The sequence below is a fragment of the Streptomyces sp. SID14478 genome (genome assembly GCF_010548525.1).
GTDB lineage: Bacteria > Actinomycetota > Actinomycetes > Streptomycetales > Streptomycetaceae > Streptomyces.
In genome coordinates this window covers 1-17,971 of record NZ_JAAGMG010001103.1, presented here as the reverse complement: position 1 = coordinate 17,971, position 17,971 = coordinate 1, and the positions used below count along the sequence as shown (strand labels likewise).

Below are 17,971 nucleotides of genomic sequence, written 5' to 3'. Positions count from 1 at the left end.
GGCCGCGCCCGCCCCGCCCTGCGCGCACCGTCGCGGGGCAGCTCCCGCCGCCCGAGGGCGAGCAGGGCCAGGCCGACGGGCACGTTCACCAGGAACACCGCGCGCCAGCCGGTACCGAACAGATCGGCGCTGACGAGGACCCCGCCGAGCACCTGCCCGGCCGCGGCGCCCACGGCGAGCACGGCCGCGTACGCGCCGAGCGCACGGGTGCGGGCCTCGCCGGCGAAGTGCCGCTGGATGAGGCTGAGCACCTGCGGGATCATCAGCGCCGAGCCGACGCCCTGCAGCATCCGGAACGCGATCAACTGGCCGCCGCTCTGCGCCAGTCCGCAGGCGAGCGAGGCCGCGGTGAACACGGCGAGTCCGCCGAGCACGGCACGGCGGTGGCCGAACAGGTCGCCGAGCCGCGCGCCGGTGATCAGCAGCACGGCGTACGTGATGGTGTATCCGGCGACGACCAGTTGCAACGCGGCGCCGGACGCGTCGAGATCGGTACGGATCGTGGGCGCCGCGACGTTCACGATGAACACGTCGAGGACCGCCATGAACTGGGCGGCGAGGACCACCGCGAGCAGCCGCCCGCGACCGGCCGCGGGGCCGTTGTCAGTGCCAGGGGCTTTACTGGATCCGGGAGTTGGGGAACGCGGGCTTTCCGGGACGGTTGTCGTCATGCCTGGAGCCTGACGCCGATCGGATACGGGTAACGAGAGCCCGCTGATGCTGGTACCGGCAGCACCCGGTACGTCCCTTCCGGGGGCCGGGGCAGCGGCGGACGATGGGGGATGTGACGTCGATGACCACCACGCACCGGGCGAAGGACCACCGCAGGCCCGAGCTGGCCGCCTTCCTGCGCGGCCGCCGCGCCCGCGTGACCCCGCAGGACGTCGGCATGCCCCCGGGCCCGCGCAGACGCACCCCCGGGCTGCGCCGCGAGGAGGTCGCACAGCTCTCCGGCGTGGGCGTCACCTGGTACACGTGGCTGGAGCAGGGCCGCCCCATCAACGCCTCGTCGCAGGTCCTGGACGCGATCGCGCGCACCCTGCGGCTCGACCGGCCGGAGCGCGAGCACCTGTACCACCTGGCGGAGGTGGCGTACACGCCGGCGCCGGAGGCCCTCGCCCAGACTGTCGGCCCGGAGATCCAGGGCATCCTCGACACGATGGATCCGCTGCCTGCGGTGGTGTACAACGCCCGCTTCGACCTGATGGCGACCAACGACGCCTACCGCGCGCTGTTCCTGATGTCGGCCCCCGAGCCGATGGGCCCCGTGCCGAACGCACTGTGGACGCTGTTCGTGGCCCCCGAGCGCACCTGCCCGCTGGTGTTCCGGGAGACCGAGCTGCCCATGATGGTGGCGACGCTGCGCGCCGGGTACGGACGGCATGCGGGCGAGCCGGCATGGGAGGGCTTCCTGCACCGGCTGGCGGCGGCCAGCCCCTATTTCGCTTCCCTGTGGGAGAGCGGTGACGTGGCGCGGCCGGGGCCGCGGGTGAAGACGTTCCGGCACCTGGCGGTCGACGGCGAGCTGCGGATGACGTCGGTGTCCCTGTCGATCCACGGAATGCCGGAGTGCCGCATCGTGACGTACTCCCCGGCGGACGAGGAGACGCGCGAGCTCCTGGGGAGGATCCGGGCGGTACACAAAAGATCCCGCCCCTGACGGGACGGGATCTTCGCTGCCTGGGAACCAGGACTTTCTGTGGAGCTAAGGAGAATTGAACTCCTGACCTCCTGCATGCCATGCAGGCGCTCTACCAACTGAGCTATAGCCCCTCGTCTCGTCCTTCCCTGCGGGCTTTTCCCCCGCGGGCCGAACAAGAAGAACTTTAGCCTGCGACCTGCCGGAAAGTGAAATCCGGTCCCCGCGGCCCGCGGGGACCGGTTCAGTCGTCGTCGCCGAGCACCGGCTCGGGCAGTGTGCCCGCGTTGTGCTCGAGCAGGCGCCAGCCGCGTGCGCCCTCCCCGAGGACGGACCAGCAGCAGTTCGACAGGCCTCCGAGCCCCTCCCAGTGGACGGACTCCAGGCCCAGGAGGCGGCCGATGGTGGTGCGGATGGTGCCGCCGTGGCTGACCACGACGAGCAGGCCGCCGTCCGGCACCTTGTCCGCGTGCCGCAGCACGACGGGCGCGGCCCGGTCGGCCACCTCGGTCTCCAGCTCGCCGCCGCCGCGGCGCACGGGCTCGCCGCGCTTCCACGCGGCGTACTGGTCGCCGTAGCGGCCGATGATCTCCTCGTGCGTGAGGCCCTGCCACTGTCCGGCGTACGTCTCGCGCAGGCCCTCGTCGTACGTGACGTCGAGGCCGGTCAGGGCGGCCAGTTCAGCGGCGGTGGCGGCGGCGCGCTGCAGGTCGGAGGCGACGATGGCGTCCGGCTTCAGCGAGGCGAGCAGCCGGGCGGCCCGCTTGGCCTGCCCGACGCCGGTCTCCGTCAGCGCGATGTCCGTGGTGCCCTGGAAGCGGCGCTCCAGGTTCCAGGACGTCTGGCCGTGCCGCCACAGGACGACGCGGCGGCCGCGATGCCCTGCGGGGGAACCGCTGGTCAAAGAACCTCACCGCCGAGTTCGCGCATCTCCTCCGCTTCCTCGGCCGCCTGCTCGCGCTGGGCGTGCTCGGCACCCTTGCCGCGGGTGGCCTTGGCCTCGGCCGGCAGGTCCAGCTCGGGGCAGTCCTTCCACAGCCGCTCCAGGGCGTAGAAGACGCGCTCCTCGCTGTGCTGGACGTGGACGACGATGTCGACGTAGTCGAGCAGGATCCAGCGGGCGTCGCGGTCGCCCTCGCGGCGGACCGGCTTGGCGCCGAGCTCCTTGTTCAGGCGCTCCTCGATCTCGTCGACGATCGACTTGACCTGGCGGTCGTTGGGCGCAGAGGCCAGCAGGAAGGCGTCCGTGATGGACAGCACGTCGCTGACGTCGTAGGCGATGATGTCGTGCGCGAGCTTGTCGGCGGCCGCCTGTGCGGCGACGTTGATGAGCTCGTGGGAACGGTCAGTGGCGGTCACTACAAGGCTTTCCGTCGGCGGTCATGATCCCCGGGCTTACCTCACGGGGGTGTACCCCAAGGGTCTCACGGACCGCTGACCCGCCTCACGGCGTGACCGGCGCCCCCGCGTGCGGGGGCGCCGGAGGGCTCATGTGCCGGTGTAGTCGGAGCCGAGGACCACGGACACGTCCGCGTTCGCGGCGGCGCTGCCCTTCTTCACCGCCGTGGCCGGCAGGCCGAGCGTCTTGGCGACCTCGGTGGCGTCCTGCTTGCGCGCGTCGTCGGCGTACGTCACCAGGGACGTGGCGACGGAGGACCCGGTGCCGCCGGAGACGAAGGTGTAGCCGCCGTTGACCAGGGCGACGCGGGCCTTCTCGGTGCGGCCCTGGTCGCCGGTGGCGTTCTTGATGGCGACGCGCAGCGAGTCGCCCTGGGCCGGGGCCTTGACGGTGCCGCCGAGGACGTCCTTGACCACGGAGTTCGAGGCCGACTCCGACAGGCCGCCGTTCTGCTGGACCGGCAGCAGGGCGGTCTTGTAGTCGCCCTCCTTGGCACGGTCGGCGAGCTTGGCGAGGAAGGCGCCGAGGTCCTTCTCGTTCAGTGACGGATCGAGGATCTGGGCGAGCGTCTGCACGGTGGTGGTCGCGGCCTGCGGGTCGGACGACAGCTTGCGCAGCACGCCCTGCATGACCTGGCCGAACCGCATGAGCTGCGCCGTCTCCGCCTCGCCCTTGCCCCGGTACGTGGCGTAGGCGACGGCGGCCGCGCCGCTGAGGGTCTGCTCCTGGCCCTTGTGGACGAGGAACGTGCCCTTCTTGGCGGGGTCGGGGACGTCCGCGTTCGTGTCCACGTCGATGTTGCCGACGAGGTCCACGAGGTTGCTGAGGTAGGGGGTGTCCAGTCGCCAGGTGCCCTCGACGTCGGTGCCGAGCAGGGTGTCGAGCGCCTCGCTGGTGCCGGAGGACCCGTCGTCGTCGACGGACTTGCTGAGGGTGGTGGCGGTGCCGTCGTCGGACTGCAGGGCGAGCGAGTTGGGCAGCAGGACCGTCGTGGCCTGCTTGGTGGTGGTGTTGTTCACCAGCAGTGCGGTGGAGGTGCCGCCGCCCTTGGTGTTGTGCAGGTGGACGACGATGACGTCCCGGTTCTGCGGTCCCGTCGCCGCCGCGGCGCCGCCCTTCGCGTCGTCCTTCGACAGGAACGGCAGCTTGTCCGCGTACCAGAGGTAGCCGACGCCGCCCGCCACGCACAGGGCGAGGACGACGACGAGGGCGACGACCCGGTTGCGGCCGCGGCGCCTGGCCTCCTCGCGCCGCTCGCTGCGCGACTCGGTGAACTTCAGCCAGTCGATGACGTCTTCGGAGTTCTCGTCCGGCTCCTCGACGAAGGAGAACTGCTCGGTGCGGTAGTCGCGCTCCTCGCCCTGCGCCTCGGGCTCCCGCGGCGGGGCCTGCTGCGGGATGTAGGCGGTGGCCTGCTGCTGTGGCGGCTGCACCGGCTGTTCCTGGTGCGTCGGCTGTGCCGGGTGCGGCTGGTGCGTCTGCTGTGTGACGCGGGGCTGCTCACCGGTCCCGGCGGCCTGGCCGTACGGGTCGTAGCCGCCGCTCGCGTACGGATCGTAGGACTGGGCGGGCGGCGCGGGCGCCACCGGCGGCTGCTGCCCGGTCGCGTACGGGTCGTAGCCGTACCCGTACGCCGGGTTCTGCGCGTGCTGCCCGTACGACGGCGCCTGCTGGACCTGCCGGTACACCGGCTGGCCGAACTCGTCGTAGCCGACCAGCTCGTAGTTCTCGTTGCGCTGGTCGTAACCGTCGTAGCGGTCGTTCACCGATGCCCCTCTCGGCGGTGCAGGGTCATTCGCCTCGGTACAGCTGGCGCTTGTCGATGTAGCGCACCACACCGTCCGGCACCATGTACCAGATGGGGTCACCCTTGGCGACCCTGTCCCGGCAGTCCGTGGACGAGATCGCGAGCGCGGGCACCTCGACGAACGAGACGCCGTCCTCGGGAAGTCCGGGGTTGGCGAGTGTGTGGCCGGGCCGGGTGACGCCGATGAAGTGTGCCAGGGAGAAGAGCTCTTCGGTGTAACGCCAGGTGAGGATCTGGCTGAGAGCGTCGGCGCCCGTGATGAAAAAGAGGTCGGTGTCCGGATTGAGTGCGCGCAGATCGCGCAGTGTGTCCGTGGTGTACGTCGCTCCGCCGCGGTCGATGTCGATCCGGCTCACCGAGAACTGCGGGTTCTCGGCGGTCGCGATGACCGTCATCAGATAGCGGTCCTCGGCCGGTGAGACCTTCTTGTCGCTCTTCTGCCACGGCTGCCCGGTCGGCACGAACACCACCTCGTCGAGGTGGAACTGCGCGGCGACCTCACTGGCCGCCACCAGGTGTCCGTGGTGGATCGGGTCGAACGTTCCGCCCATGACGCCGAGGCGTCGCTTGGCGGCCGAGACCCACTCACGATCCGGGCCGCCGGCCGGGCTGTTGACCGGGCCGGTAGGCATGTCCTGCGCTCCCATGCGTGCAGAGCCTACTGGCCCGATCCGGATGGTCCGCTCCCGGCCGTCAGCGGTCGCGGTTGAAGCGGGTCACGATCCACAGCAGCAGGAGCAGGATGAGGAACGCGCCACCGCCCGTCACGAGCGGGCTGAGGCTTTCGTGGTTGCCGCCGTGCTCGCCGCCCTCGGCGAGAGTGGCCAGCTGGGCAGCGGTGCTTGGGAGGCTCATCTTCAGCAGGACCTATCCGGTGTGGGATCGGGATAAAGACTTCTGACCCATCGTAAGCGGGGGCCCTCGTGCCGCTCACGCCGACTCTGCCGTACGGACCTCAGATGTGCCGCATCAGTCGTCGCGCTTGTAGCCGCGCAACAGGAACCAGCCCAGGAAAACGGCGCCGAGCACGGCGACGATCAGCACGATGCGCAGCAGATTGCCGGGGCCCTGGTCGGCCGCGGCGGCGCTGAGGACGTGATCGAAGTGATCCATGACGGTTAGCTCCTTCTGTGTGCTGCCCCGTCACGGTATCTCCGCCTAGGGTGGACATCGCCTCGGGGGCACAACCGAAGACCGCCGGCCGACGGCGGCATGCCATCGACATGGGGGGCCGCATGCCCGACGTACCGAACGAAGAGCACGAGAACGTACCCAGCAGGGCGCGCAGGCGCTTCCCGGCGATCTCCTCGCGGGCGTACGAGCATCCGGCGGACCGCTCCGCGCTGGTGGCGCTGCGCAAGCTCACCGGCTTCGACACGGTCTTCAAGGCGCTGAGCGGCCTGCTGCCGGAGCGCAGTCTGCGCCTGCTGTTCCTGTCGGACTCCGTGCGCGTCTCGGACGACCAGTTCGCGCACCTGCACGTCATGCTGCAGGACGCCTGTCACATCCTGGACCTGGAGAAGGTCCCCCCGATGTACGTCAACCAGGACCCGCAGCCGAACGCGATGTGCATCGGCCTGGACGAGCCGATCATCGTCGTGACCACGGGGCTGGTGGAGCTGCTCGACGAGGAGGAGATGCGGGCGGTCGTCGGCCACGAGGTCGGCCACGCGCTGTCGGGGCACTCGGTCTACCGGACGATACTGCTGTTCCTGACCAGCCTGGCGCTCCGCGTCGCGTGGATCCCGCTCGGCAACCTCGCGATCATGGCGATCGTGACGGCGCTGCGCGAGTGGTTCCGCAAGTCCGAACTGTCCGCGGACCGCGCCGGGTTGCTGGTCGGCCAGGACCTGGCGGCCTCCATGCGCGGCCTGATGAAGATCGCGGGCGGCAACCACCTGCACGAGATGAACGTGGACGCGTTCCTCAAGCAGGCCGAGGAGTACGAGGCCGGGGGCGATCTGCGCGACTCCGTCCTGAAGATCCTGAACGTGCTGCCGCGTACGCACCCGTTCACCACGGTGCGCGCCGCCGAGCTGAAGAAGTGGGCGGAGTCGCGCGACTACCAGCGGCTGATGGACGGGCACTACCCGCGCCGCGAGGAGGACAAGGAGACCAGGGTCACCGACTCGTTCCGCGAGTCGGCCTCGCACTACACGGACCACGTGAAGAACTCGAAGGACCCGCTGATGAAGCTGGTCAGCGATCTCGCGGGCGGCGCCGGCGACCTGGGCGGCCGGGTGCGGCGCGGCTTCGGGAACTTCGGCGGGGGCGGCGGGGGCAACAACGGCAACCACGGAACCCGCGACGACGACAGCGAGTGAGCCCTCACCTCCCTGAGCAGTAGCGGGAGTTACACGGACGGCTCGGCGCTCGGTGCGAGCGCGCCGCACAGCGCGGTCGCACTGCCCGTCGCGTACGGGTCGGTGCCCGCCGGGCCGTCCTCCTTCGCCGTCTGTCCGGCGAGCAGCGGGCGCAGGTACGCGGCGGTGTCCGCGGCGCAGGCGAGCGGTCCCGCCTGGACGTAGGACACGAGCAGTTCGGCCTGGTGGTTGCGCAGGTCCTCGCGGTCGAAGCGGAAGTGCAGCTCGCGGCGGACCGTGAACAGGGACGCCTTGGCCCCGTCCGGGGCTCCGGCGGGCCGCAGCGCGTACACGAAGGTGTGGTCCGAGCTCACTTCGAGGGTGTCCGCGGTCGTCTCGGCGAAGTGCAGGGTGCCCTGGACGCGGATGTGGGGGTCGGCGAGCTCCGTCTGCGCGGGGTCGAAGCGGACCAGCCAGCCGGTCGCCGCGTGCCGTCCGTCCGTGACCGGCTTCTCGAAGCTCTCGTCGAACTGGCCGAGTTGCTGCGGGTCGACGAGCATGCGCACGGGCCGCGCCGTGCCCCCGGTGAGCACGTCCGGGTCGAGCGAGGAGTCGACGAGGTAGTCCTTGGCGGTGGTCAGGGCAGTGACGACCTGGCTGTCGGAGAAGTGCGCGGTGCGCTTGGTGGTGGGCAGCGCGATGCCGTCGGCGGCCACGTGGAACTGGGTGGCGGGGCTGTGCTCGTACAGGTCGCCGGTGGAGACCGCGCCCGGTACCGCGCGGTCCGGGGCGAGCGGGATCACGGTCATCCGCAGCGGTTCGGTGCCCCGGGCGACGGGGGTCGTGCGGTACGGGCTGCGGACGCCCATGTAGATCGCGGTGCCGAAGGCGACGACGATCAGGACGGCGAGGACGACGGCCTGCCGGGTCAGTCCGCGGCGCAGCGCGGGCGTGCGGCGCACGGCCGGGGCGTGATCGGTGATGCGCTCCCGCGCGGAGAACTCCTGGAGCCGGGCAGCCTTGACGAACGACTCGTCGAACACGACGGATCGGTATTCGTCCTCGCTGCCGCCGCCACCGCCGGGTCCGCTGTCCGGTGTCCCCTCCGGTGGGTCTCCAGGCCCGCCCATACCTTCAGGGTAGGTCTCCGGGACCTCAGGTAAACGCCCCGGTGCACGACAAGTTCGGACAGCTCGTCCCGGAGGCGGTCAGCGGCCGGTCAGGGCGTGCGCGGGACGGCCGAGACGGCGGGCCGGGAGTAGTCCGCGGAGGCGGAGGGCGGGGCCGGCACGCCCTTCTCCAGCTCGGTGGTCGCGGGCGGCGGCACCTGGTCCGAGCGGCCCGAGGAGGCGCCGCGGTAGACGGCCGTGAAGGCGAGGGCGACCATGCCGATGCCCATGAGCAGGGCGAGTGCCCAGGCGACGGGCCTGCGCCAGCGGGCCATGCCCGAGGTCAGTCCGGTCCTGCTGTCGCGTCCGAGCCGCTCCTCGTACAGGTCGTCGACGTCGTCGGGGCCCCGGCCGAACCCGCCCGCGTCGTCGCGGCCGTACCCCTCGCCGTCCTCGTAGAAGTCGTCGTCCGGTGCGCGGCGTATGCGTGCCCTGCGGGCCTCGGTCTCCTGGGCCTCGGCACGTGCCTGGGCCGCGGCGAGCAGTCGCTCGACCGCGGTGGGCTCGTGGACCTCGGCAGCCTTTACGAAGTCCTCGTCGAAGACCACGGAGGCGAACTCTTCGTCCCAGCCCCCGCGGTCGTGGTCGTCGTCGGGCTCCCAGCCGTCCGGAAACGGCCCGCCCCCCACGTCCTCCGGCACTCGTCCAGAGTAGACCTGAGGGGTCAATTTGGGCAGACGGTAAGGGAATTCACCGCGAAAGCACCCATCGGGGCCTGCTCAGCGCGTGTGGCCGTCCCCGGTGACGATGTACTTGGTGCTCGTCAGCTCCGGCAGCCCCATGGGCCCCCGGGCGTGCAGCTTCTGCGTGGAGATGCCGATCTCGGCGCCGAAGCCGAACTGTCCGCCGTCGGTGAAGCGGGTCGAGGCGTTCACCGCGACGGTCGTGGAGTCGACGAGCTGGGTGAAGCGGCGGGCGGCCGCCTGCGAGGTGGTGACGATCGCCTCGGTGTGGCCGGAGGACCACAGCCGGATGTGCTCGACGGCCTTGTCCAGGTCGTCGACGACGGCGGCGGCGATGTCGTAGGAGAGGTACTCGGTCTCCCAGTCGTCGTGGGTGGCCTCGACGACGGTGGCCTTGGTCTGGCCGGCGTAGCCGAGGATGCGCGGGTCCGCGTGGACGGTGACTCCGGCGTCGGCGAGGGCGTCCAGGGCGCGCGGCACGAACGCGTCGGCGACGTCCTGGTGGACGAGGAGCGTCTCTGCGGCATTGCACACGGAGGGACGCTGCGCCTTGGAGTTGACGAGGATGTCGATCGCCATGTCGATGTCGGTGTCCGCGTCGACGTACACGTGGCAGTTGCCGGTGCCGGTCTCGATGACGGGGACGATCGAGTGCTCCACGACGTTCTTGATGAGGGAGGCGCCGCCGCGCGGGATCAGGACGTCGACGAGGCCGCGGGCGCGCATCAGCTCGGTGACCGAGTCGCGGCTCTCGCCGGGCACGAGCTGGATCGCGTCGGCGGGCAGACCGCTGCCGCCGACGGCGTCGCGCAGGACGCGCACGAGCGCGGTGTTGGACTCGTACGCGGAGGAACTGCCGCGCAGGAGCACGGCGTTGCCCGACTTGAGGCAGAGGGCGGCCGCGTCCACGGTGACGTTCGGGCGGGCCTCGTAGATGATGCCGACGACGCCGAGCGGGACGCGGACCTGGCGCAGGTCGATGCCGTTGGGCAGGGTGTTGCCGCGCACGACGGTGCCGACCGGGTCGGGCAGGGCGATGACGTCGCGCACGTCGGAGGCGATGGCGCGGACCCGCTCCGGGGTCAGGGTCAGCCGGTCGATGATCGACTCGCTGGTGCCGGCCTCGCGGGCGCGGGCGATGTCCTTGGCGTTGGCCTCGACGATCTCCGCCGTACGCACTTCGAGGGCGTCGGCGATCGCCGCGAGCGCGTCGTCCTTCTCGGCGCGCGGCAGCGGGGCGAGGTCGTTGGCGGCGGCGCGGGCACGGTAGGCGGCCCGGGTGACCGGAGTCATCGAGTCGTACGGGTTGAGCGAAGGCGACGTCATGCTCCGCAGGGTAACGGGGGACGGGGGGACGTCCAGAGGCCGTTTCGGGGGGTGAGACATGGCCGAAACGGGTCGGTTCGGGGAGTGCTCGCGGCGGTGGGCCGCCGGTGGTCGCGGGCTGGTCGTGCGGTTCTCCGCGCTCCCCTGGCGGGCCGGGGCGAAGCACCTCCTAGAAGGGGTGCACGCCCACCGGGGTCGCCGGGAGCGGGCCGTAGCCCTCCGCGATGCGGTGGTGGTAGGTCTGGCGGTCGATGACCTCCAGGCCCACGATCTCCCAGGGCGGCAGCTGGGAGGTCTGCCGGTGCTCGCCCCACAGCCGCAGGGCGACGGCCGCCGCGTCGTGCAGGTCGCGGGCCTCTTCCCAGTAGCGGATCTCGGCGTGGTCGACGGCGTAGCGGCTGGTCAGCAGAAAGGGGTGGTCGTGAGCGAGCTGTTCGAGGCCGCGGCGCACCTCCGTGAGGGGGGCCTCGGCGCCGGAGACGCTGAGCGTGATGTGCCACAGGCGGGGGCCCTGTTCGGCCATCGCTCCCCCGTCGACCCGCTCGGCGGCCGCCTCCTGTTCGTACGTGTCCCCGGCGGCCACGCTGGTCAGTGCCCGCTCCGCCGACGCTCGGGACGTCGCCCCCGGGCGCGCTCGTCTCACGACGGCCTCCTTTGCGCAATGGTGGTGCGGAACTCCCCTGCGTGAACTCCTTACATCAAGAGTTCAGCAGGCCACGAGGGATCGTGTGGTGGTTTTGGGGAAGGTCCCCCTCGGGTGGCAGGCTTTCGGCCGATTACCCAGCGGTTTCGAAGGCGGACGGGCCCGGATCACGCCCGCAGGAGGACCAGGTCGTCCCTGTGTACGACTTCGCGCTCGTAGGCGGGGCCGAGGTCGCGGGCGAGCTCCCGGGTGGAACGGCCGATCAGCTGCGGGATCTCCTTGGCGTCGAAGTTGACCAGGCCGCGGGCGACGGCACGGCCGGCGACGTCGCGCAGCTCGACCGGGTCGCCCGCGCTGAACTCGCCCTCGACGGCGGCGATCCCGGCGGGCAGCAGCGACTTGCGCCCCTCGACCACGGCCCGTACGGCGCCGTCGTCCAGCGTGATCGCCCCCTGCGGGGTGGACGCGTGCTGGAGCCAGAGCAGCCGGTCGGCGCTGCGCCGCCCGGTGCGGTGGAAGTAGGTGCCGGTGTCGCGGGCGGCGAGCGCGTCGGAGGCGTGCGAGGCGGAGGTGAGGACGACGGGGATGCCGGCCGCGGCGGCGATCGAGGCGGCCTCGACCTTGGTGACCATGCCGCCCGTGCCGACGCCCGCCTTCCCGGCGCTGCCGATCCTGACGTGCGCTATGTCGGCGGGGCCGCGCACCTCGGCGATGCGGGAGCTGCCGGGCCTGGCCGGGTCCCCGTCGTAGAGGCCGTCCACGTCGGACAGGAGGACCAGCAGGTCGGCGTGGACGAGGTGGGCGACGAGGGCGGCGAGCCGGTCGTTGTCGCCGAAGCGGATCTCGTCGGTGGCAACCGTGTCGTTCTCGTTGACGATCGGGAAGGCGCCCATCGCGAGGAGCTGGTCCAGGGTGCGCGAGGCGTTGCGGTGGTGGGCGCGGCGGGCCATGTCGTCGCTGGTCAGCAGGATCTGGCCGACGCGGACTCCGTAGCGCGCGAAGGAGGCGGCATAACGGGCGACGAGGAGGCCCTGGCCGACGCTGGCCGCGGCCTGCTGGCGGGCGAGGTCCTTGGGGCGGCGGGTCAGCCCCAGCGGGGCGAGTCCGGCGGCGATGGCGCCGGAGGAGACGAGGACGATCTCCTTCTCTCCCCCGCCCTCGGCCGCGGGCCCACGGGCCGCCCCCACGTTCCGGTGCCGCGCCAGGACGTCCACGAGGGCGTCGACGCGGTCCGCGTCCAGGCCCCCCGCCGCCGTGGTGAGCGATGACGATCCGACCTTGACCACGATCCGGCGCGCTTCCGCCACGCCCTGCCTTACCCCTGACATGGCTCGCAATTTACGTGACGTGGTCATCCGGGCGCTCTCGGGTTTCGAGGGACGGACACCTCCATGCCTCCCAGAGGCGCCCCGGACGGGAATTTGGTCCCGAGCGTTCCGTTCCCTTTGCCCCTATATCCGGTGATCCGTGTCACGGAGGATTGCTACGGGACCTCCGAAAGTCATACGGTCAGTGGTCAGCCTTTTCATCGAGGTGGACCAACCCCCCACGGTCTCCCCACCCTCCGATCCCTGCCAGGAGCCCAGCCCGTGCCCTCCGCCGGACTTGCCCCCCGCCGCGTCGTGCAGCTGTCAGCGCTGCTCGCGATGTTCGCGCTCTACGTGGCCCAGCTCGCCAGCGCGCTCGTCCCGTACGTTCCGGTGTTCGTCGCCGCGAGCGCGGCCGGCCTCGCCCTCGACACGTACCTGCAGTTCAAGCAGCCGGGTCTGTTGACTCTCCTGGGCAAGGTCCGCTTCGACGTGACCGTGCGGCAGCTGCTGCGCGACATGCTGATCCTCGTCGGCCTGCTGCGCATCGACGGCATCGACCCGCTCGGCGAGCAGGCACCCCTGCTGATCGCGCTCCTCGCCGTCTACGTGCTGCACTTCGGCTGCCAGGCCGCCGCGGTCCTGGTGCGCCGCACCCGTACGCTGCCGATCCTCACGCGCAACATCGACGCCTCGGCGCTGCGGCTGTCCGCGGCCCCGCCGCGCATCCTGGCCCGCCGCTCCAGCCACCGCATGCTGTCCTTCTCCGTTCCGGCCACCGTCGGCCTGCTGCTCACGGCCGCGACGACCGACGCGTACTGGGGCGGCATCGGCATCGGCCTCTCGGTCGCCCTGTTCGGCGGCGGCATGCTCTACCTCGGCACCTGGCTGCTCCCCAAGAAGCGGGCCAAGAGCGAGGCGCAGGTCATGGCGTGGCTGGACAAGTGGCTGGCCGACTACCGGCCGACCGTGGCCATGTACTTCTCCGGCGGCACGACGTCCGCGTACCAGGCGAACATGTGGCTCTCCACGCTCGCCGACGTGGACGGCAAGCCGCTGATCGTGCTGCGCGAGCGCTTCATGGTGAACAAGATCGACGCCACCGACGTGCCGATCATCTGCTTCCCGAAGGTCGCCACGATGTTCTCCCTGGAGAACTCGACGCTGAAGATGATGCTGCACCCGGCGAACGCCGCGAAGACCTCCCAGGTGCTGCGCATCCCCACGGTCAAGCACGCCTTCATCAACCACGGCGAGTCCGACAAGCTCTCCTCCTGCAACCCGTACGCGAAGGCGTACGACGAGGTGTGGGTGGCGGGCGCCGCGGCGCGCGACCGCTACCAGCTGGCCGACGTCGGCGTCGAGGACAAGGACGTCGTGGAGGTGGGCCGCCCGCAGCTGTCCCCCATCACGGTCGGCACCGGCCCGGCGAAGGACAAGCCGTACACGACCGTCCTGTACGCCCCCACGTGGGAGGGCTGGGACGGCAACCCCGGCAACACCTCGGTGGTCCTGGCCGGCGAGAACATCGTGCGGCACCTGCTCGCCGACGACCGCGTGCGCCTGATCTACAAGCCGCACCCGATGACCGGTTCGCAGGTCCCGGCCGCGGGCGCCGCCAACGCGCGCATCATGGCGATGATCCGTGAGGCCAACACCCGCCGCTCCGGCGCGCGTCCGGGCCCCGAGGCCGCCACCGAGCTGGCCCGCGCCGCCGCGACGCTCGACGAGCTGACCTCCACGGCGTTTCGCACGAGCGCCGACGAGATGGAGAAGATGCTGCTGCAGGGCCGCCCCGACGGCGGCCGGCAGGCGGCCGTGGCCCAGGCGACGGCCGCGTGGGAGCAGGCCTACTGGGCGTCGTTCCCCGAGTGGGAGCACCTGATCGTCACCGAGGCCCGCCCCGCGATCTTCACCTGCTTCAACCAGGCCGACGTGCTGATCTCGGACGTCTCCTCGGTCGTCTCCGACTGGCTCGCCAGCGAGAAGCCGTACGCCGTCGCCAACACCTCGGGCCTGGCGGAGACCGACTTCCGCACCGGCTTCCCGACGGTGAGCGCCGCCACCATCCTGACGCCCGACGCGCAGGGCGTGCCCGGCCTCCTCGCGGCCGTCCGGGGCGAGGCCGAGGACGTGTACGCCGAGGCGCGCCTGGAGCTGAAGGAACACCTCCTGGGCCCCTCGGACCCGCCGTCCATGGACCGCTTCAACGTCGCCGTGCGCGCCCTGTGCACCCGCGCCGACGAGCGCCGCCTGCGGATGGCCGCCCGCGGCGAGTCGGAGATCCCCGCGCAGCGCGAGGACTCCATCGAGGAGCAGGTGGCCGAGGTGACGGCGGCGGAGCCGGAGGACTCCGTCACGGCATAGCGCGTCCCCAGCATGCGAGAAGGGCCCGGGAGGAATTCCTCCCGGGCCCTTCCGCTGTGCCGGACGACGCCCGCCGCAGGCGGGAGCCGGAGCTAGAACGGCTTGAAGTCGTCGAACTCCTGCTGTGCCTCGTCCCGCGCCGCCTGCCGGTCGCGCCGGCGCTGCTCGGCCGGACGCGGCGCCTCCATGCGGTGGTCCTCACCGCGGCGGCCGAGCATCTCGGCGCCCGCCATCATGGTGGGCTCCCAGTCGAAGACGACCGCGTTCTCCTCGGGGCCGATGGCGACGCCGTCGCCGCTGCGGGCGCCCGCCTTCATCAGCTGGTCCTCGACGCCGAGGCGGCTGAGGCGGTCGGCGAGGTAGCCCACGGCCTCGTCGTTGTTGAAGTCGGTCTGGCGCACCCAGCGCTCCGGCTTCTCGCCGCGCACGCGGAACAGCGGCTCGCCGTCGGCGTCCTCGCGCACGACCGTGAAACCGGAGTCGTCCACGGCCTTCGGGCGGATGACGACGCGGGTCGCCTCCTCCTTCGGCTGCGCGGCGCGGTGCGCGGCGACCAGTTCGGCCAGCGCGAAGGAGAGCTCCTTGAGGCCCTTGTGGGCGACGGCCGACACCTCGAAGACGCGGTAGCCGCGCTCCTCCAGGTCGGGCCGGACCATCTCGGCGAGGTCCTTGCCGTCGGGCACGTCGATCTTGTTGAGGACGACGAGACGCGGGCGGTTCTCCAGGCCCGCGCCGTACTCCTTCAGCTCGGCCTCGATGGTGTCGAGGTCGGAGACGGGGTCGCGGTCGGATTCCAGCGTCGCCGTGTCCAGGACGTGCACCAGCACGCTGCACCGCTCGACGTGGCGAAGGAACTCCAGGCCGAGGCCCTTGCCCTGGCTGGCGCCGGGGATGAGGCCGGGGACGTCGGCGATCGTGTAGACGGTCGCGCCCGCGGTCACCACGCCCAGGTTCGGGACGAGGGTCGTGAAGGGGTAGTCGGCGATCTTCGGCTTGGCGGCGGAGAGCACCGAGATCAGCGAGGACTTGCCGGCGCTCGGGTAGCCCACCAGCGCCACGTCGGCGACGGTCTTGAGCTCCAGGACGACGTCGCGCAGATCGCCGGGGACGCCGAGCAGCGCGAAGCCGGGGGCCTTGCGGCGGGCCGAGGCGAGGGCCGCGTTGCCGAGGCCGCCGCGGCCGCCCTGGGCGGCGACGAAGCTGGTGCCCTGGCCGACCAGGTCGGCCAGCACGTTGCCCTGCTTGTCGAGGATGACGGTGCCGTCGGGGACGGGCAGGACCAGGTCCTCGCCGTCCTTGCCGGAGCGGTTGCCGCCTTCGCCGGGCTTGCCCGCGGTGGCCTTGCGGTGCGGGGAGTGGTGGTAGTCGAGGAGCGTGGTCACCGACTGGTCGACGACCAGGATGACGTCGCCGCCACGGCCGCCGTTGCCGCCGTCCGGGCCGCCGAGCGGCTTGAACTTCTCACGGTGGACGGAGGCACAGCCGTGGCCCCCGCTACCCGCGGCGACGTGAAGTTCGACGCGGTCCACGAAGGTGGTCATGGTTCGGTGCCTCCAGATACAGCGGTACGTGAAATACGTACGGGAATGTCTACAGCTCAACACGCGAAAGGCGGACCCGCTTCCCCAGGGGGAAGTGAGGTCCGCCTCGCGAAAAACTACCGGTCAGGCTGCCTTTCAGGCGGCGACCGGAACGATGTTCACGACCTTGCGGCCACGGTGGGTACCGAACTCCACCGCACCGGCGTCCAGCGCGAACAGCGTGTCGTCCTTGCCACGGCCGACGCCGTTGCCCGGGTGGAAGTGGGTGCCGCGCTGGCGGACCAGGATCTCACCGGCGTTGACGGTCTGACCGCCGAAGCGCTTCACGCCGAGCCGCTGAGCATTGGAATCGCGCCCGTTCCGAGTGGACGATGCGCCCTTCTTGTGTGCCATGTCTCAGTCCCTACCCTTACTTCGCAGCCGCGGGGATCTCAGTGACCTTGATCGCCGTGTACTGCTGGCGGTGGCCCTGACGACGGCGGTAGCCGGTCTTGTTCTTGTAGCGAAGGATGTCGATCTTCGCGCCCTTGTGGTGGTCCACGATCTCGGCCTGGACCTTGATGCCGGCAAGGACCCACGGGTCACTCGTCACGGCCTCGCCGTCGACCACGAGCAGCGTAGAGAGCTCTACGGTGTCGCCGACCTTGGCGGTGGGAAGCTTGTCAACCTCAACGATGTCACCGACAGCAACCTTGTGCTGGCGGCCACCGCTGCGCACGATGGCGTACACGCGGATCTCTCTCTCGCTCGGAACGGAACCCCCGCAGTCCAGCCGCGCGAGGCGGCCTCTCCCGCATGCGCGCAGTCCAGCAGGACTCCGGGTACGCGGGAGGAAAAAGGTTTACGGGAGTAAGACGCATCTATGGACACGCCGACGGTCAAGGTTACGGGTCACCCATGAGAAGGGTCAAACCGGCCCCGGACCGCCCCGTCACGCCGTCTTCACCTCACCGTCCTGCGGCAGGACCTTGACGCCCTTGCACAGGTTCGTGTTGTCGTTCGCTCCCGGGTACGCGACGTTCCACACGTTCAGGAAGTGCGTGCGGTACGTGTCGTGCACGGAGTCGTCGTCGATCTTGACGTACGCCTCGTCGTTCTCGCGCAGCGCCGGGCCCGAGGCGTTCTGCGAGCCGGTGAACGTGATCTTGTTGAGGGCGCCGTCGTACTTGCCGTCGATCGCCACGTACTTGGTGCGCCCAGCGGGTCGTTGAAGATCGGGCCCTCCGTCCACAGGCACCCGTCTCCCCAACGTGCGCCTCTGCCCTCACTTGTACGACCCCATGAGTTTTGCAGGCAGGAGCCGGGACATGGCGACACCCCCGTCACAGCGGGCTGCTGTGACGGGGGCGCTCCCGATGTTTACCGGCCTCGCGGCCTCGGATCCCGAAGCCTGGGATCCCGAAGCGTCAGGCCTCGTCGGCCGCGGCCGAGACGGACGGCAGCGCCTGCTGCTCGGCCGCCGCGGTCTTCTTCGCGGTCGTCTTCTTGGCGGCGGTCTTGGTCGCCGCCTTCTTGGCCGTCGTCTTCTTCGCCGCCGTCTTCTTGGCCGCGGTCTTGGTCGCCGCCGTCTTCTTGGTGGCGGCCTTCTTCGCCGTCGCCTTCTTGGCCGTCTTACGGGCCGTCTTCTTGGCGGCGGGCGCCTCGTCCTCGGCCTGCTCCGGCTGTGCCGCGGGCGCCGGCTCCTCCGTGGCCGACGGGACGACCATGACGGCCGCCTCCTCGGACGCGGTGGGGGCCGTGGCCTTGCGGACGGCGCGACGGCGCGGGCGGGCCGGAGCCGGGGCCTC

19 protein-coding genes, 1 tRNA gene and 1 pseudogene are annotated in these 17,971 nt (G+C 71.0%); 3 read left to right on the top strand and 18 right to left on the bottom strand.

The genetic code is table 11. The features are described 5' to 3' along the window. On the bottom strand, window positions 1-671 hold a 671-nt coding region (locus G3I40_RS35605), incomplete at its 3' end, for an MFS transporter (RefSeq protein WP_164558971.1). Between the two features lie 122 nt (window positions 672-793). Here G3I40_RS35605 and G3I40_RS35600 point away from each other — a divergent pair. Next, complete coding sequence (locus tag G3I40_RS35600; RefSeq protein WP_164558970.1) at window positions 794-1,660, top strand: helix-turn-helix transcriptional regulator; 867 nt, start codon at window positions 794-796, stop codon at window positions 1,658-1,660. A gap of 40 nt (window positions 1,661-1,700) precedes the next feature. On the opposite strand, the gene G3I40_RS35595 is transcribed toward G3I40_RS35600, so the two are convergent. The 7 genes from G3I40_RS35595 to G3I40_RS46670 form a co-directional block, all read right to left on the bottom strand. Continuing rightward, a tRNA-Ala gene (locus G3I40_RS35595) sits at window positions 1,701-1,773 on the bottom strand. Window positions 1,774-1,883: 110 nt separating this feature from the next. Then, on the bottom strand, window positions 1,884-2,543 hold the full coding sequence (locus G3I40_RS35590) for a histidine phosphatase family protein (protein WP_164558969.1): 660 nt from the start codon (window positions 2,541-2,543) through the stop codon (window positions 1,884-1,886). Beyond that, complete coding sequence (gene rsfS / locus G3I40_RS35585) at window positions 2,540-2,998, bottom strand: ribosome silencing factor (RefSeq protein ID WP_164558968.1); 459 nt, start codon at window positions 2,996-2,998, stop codon at window positions 2,540-2,542. The genes G3I40_RS35590 and rsfS overlap by 4 nt, the downstream gene beginning before the upstream one ends. Window positions 2,999-3,127: 129 nt before the next feature. Then, the gene (locus G3I40_RS35580) at window positions 3,128-4,804 is read right to left on the bottom strand and encodes an LCP family protein (protein WP_164558967.1); all 1,677 of its coding nucleotides are present in this window, start codon (window positions 4,802-4,804) and stop codon (window positions 3,128-3,130) included. Window positions 4,805-4,829: 25 nt separating this feature from the next. After that, a complete protein-coding gene (gene nadD, locus G3I40_RS35575) occupies window positions 4,830-5,492 on the bottom strand; it encodes a nicotinate-nucleotide adenylyltransferase (RefSeq protein WP_164558966.1) in 663 nt (220 codons plus the stop codon). A 46-nt stretch (window positions 5,493-5,538) separates the two neighbouring features. Then, window positions 5,539-5,700: a hypothetical protein gene (locus G3I40_RS46675; protein ID WP_203645369.1), complete on the bottom strand. Its 162-nt coding sequence runs from the start codon at window positions 5,698-5,700 to the stop codon at window positions 5,539-5,541. Between the two features lie 114 nt (window positions 5,701-5,814). Next, window positions 5,815-5,958: a hypothetical protein gene (locus tag G3I40_RS46670; protein ID WP_203645368.1), complete on the bottom strand. Its 144-nt coding sequence runs from the start codon at window positions 5,956-5,958 to the stop codon at window positions 5,815-5,817. A gap of 122 nt (window positions 5,959-6,080) precedes the next feature. Between G3I40_RS46670 and G3I40_RS35570 the strand changes: the two genes are divergently transcribed. Beyond that, window positions 6,081-7,169: a M48 family metallopeptidase gene (locus G3I40_RS35570; protein ID WP_164558965.1), complete on the top strand. Its 1,089-nt coding sequence runs from the start codon at window positions 6,081-6,083 to the stop codon at window positions 7,167-7,169. Between the two features lie 29 nt (window positions 7,170-7,198). On the opposite strand, the gene G3I40_RS35565 is transcribed toward G3I40_RS35570, so the two are convergent. The 5 genes from G3I40_RS35565 to proB form a co-directional block, all read right to left on the bottom strand. Next, a complete protein-coding gene (locus G3I40_RS35565) occupies window positions 7,199-8,278 on the bottom strand; it encodes a hypothetical protein (RefSeq protein ID WP_164558964.1) in 1,080 nt (359 codons plus the stop codon). A gap of 89 nt (window positions 8,279-8,367) precedes the next feature. Continuing rightward, complete coding sequence (locus tag G3I40_RS35560; RefSeq protein WP_343245121.1) at window positions 8,368-8,958, bottom strand: hypothetical protein; 591 nt, start codon at window positions 8,956-8,958, stop codon at window positions 8,368-8,370. 78 nt (window positions 8,959-9,036) lie between these two features. Then, window positions 9,037-10,326 (bottom strand): glutamate-5-semialdehyde dehydrogenase, encoded by a 1,290-nt coding sequence (locus G3I40_RS35555; RefSeq protein ID WP_164558962.1) that lies wholly within the window; start codon window positions 10,324-10,326, stop codon window positions 9,037-9,039. A gap of 169 nt (window positions 10,327-10,495) precedes the next feature. Next, window positions 10,496-10,969 (bottom strand): hypothetical protein, encoded by a 474-nt coding sequence (locus G3I40_RS35550; RefSeq protein WP_164558961.1) that lies wholly within the window; start codon window positions 10,967-10,969, stop codon window positions 10,496-10,498. A 167-nt stretch (window positions 10,970-11,136) separates the two neighbouring features. Beyond that, window positions 11,137-12,297, bottom strand: a complete 1,161-nt coding sequence (gene proB / locus G3I40_RS35545) for a glutamate 5-kinase (RefSeq protein WP_164558960.1) — start codon at window positions 12,295-12,297, stop codon at window positions 11,137-11,139. Window positions 12,298-12,558: 261 nt separating this feature from the next. Here proB and G3I40_RS35540 point away from each other — a divergent pair, with 261 nt between their 5' ends. Next, a complete protein-coding gene (locus tag G3I40_RS35540; protein ID WP_164558959.1) occupies window positions 12,559-14,643 on the top strand; it encodes a hypothetical protein in 2,085 nt (694 codons plus the stop codon). A 92-nt stretch (window positions 14,644-14,735) separates the two neighbouring features. Here the strand turns inward: G3I40_RS35540 and obgE are convergent, their stop codons facing one another. The 5 genes and pseudogenes from obgE to G3I40_RS35515 form a co-directional block, all read right to left on the bottom strand. Next, entirely contained in the window at window positions 14,736-16,184 is a 1,449-nt protein-coding gene (obgE, locus tag G3I40_RS35535) for a GTPase ObgE (RefSeq protein WP_164558958.1), read from the bottom strand. 135 nt (window positions 16,185-16,319) lie between these two features. Continuing rightward, window positions 16,320-16,577, bottom strand: coding sequence for a 50S ribosomal protein L27 (gene rpmA, locus G3I40_RS35530; RefSeq protein WP_026245994.1), 258 nt, complete (start codon window positions 16,575-16,577; stop codon window positions 16,320-16,322). A gap of 16 nt (window positions 16,578-16,593) precedes the next feature. After that, on the bottom strand, window positions 16,594-16,914 hold the full coding sequence (gene rplU / locus G3I40_RS35525; protein ID WP_164558957.1) for a 50S ribosomal protein L21: 321 nt from the start codon (window positions 16,912-16,914) through the stop codon (window positions 16,594-16,596). A gap of 201 nt (window positions 16,915-17,115) precedes the next feature. Beyond that, window positions 17,116-17,421 (bottom strand): phospholipase D-like domain-containing protein, encoded by a 306-nt coding sequence (locus G3I40_RS35520; protein WP_203645366.1) that lies wholly within the window; start codon window positions 17,419-17,421, stop codon window positions 17,116-17,118. 169 nt (window positions 17,422-17,590) lie between these two features. Then, a pseudogene (locus G3I40_RS35515) lies at window positions 17,591-17,971 on the bottom strand (ribonuclease E/G); the annotation flags it as partial.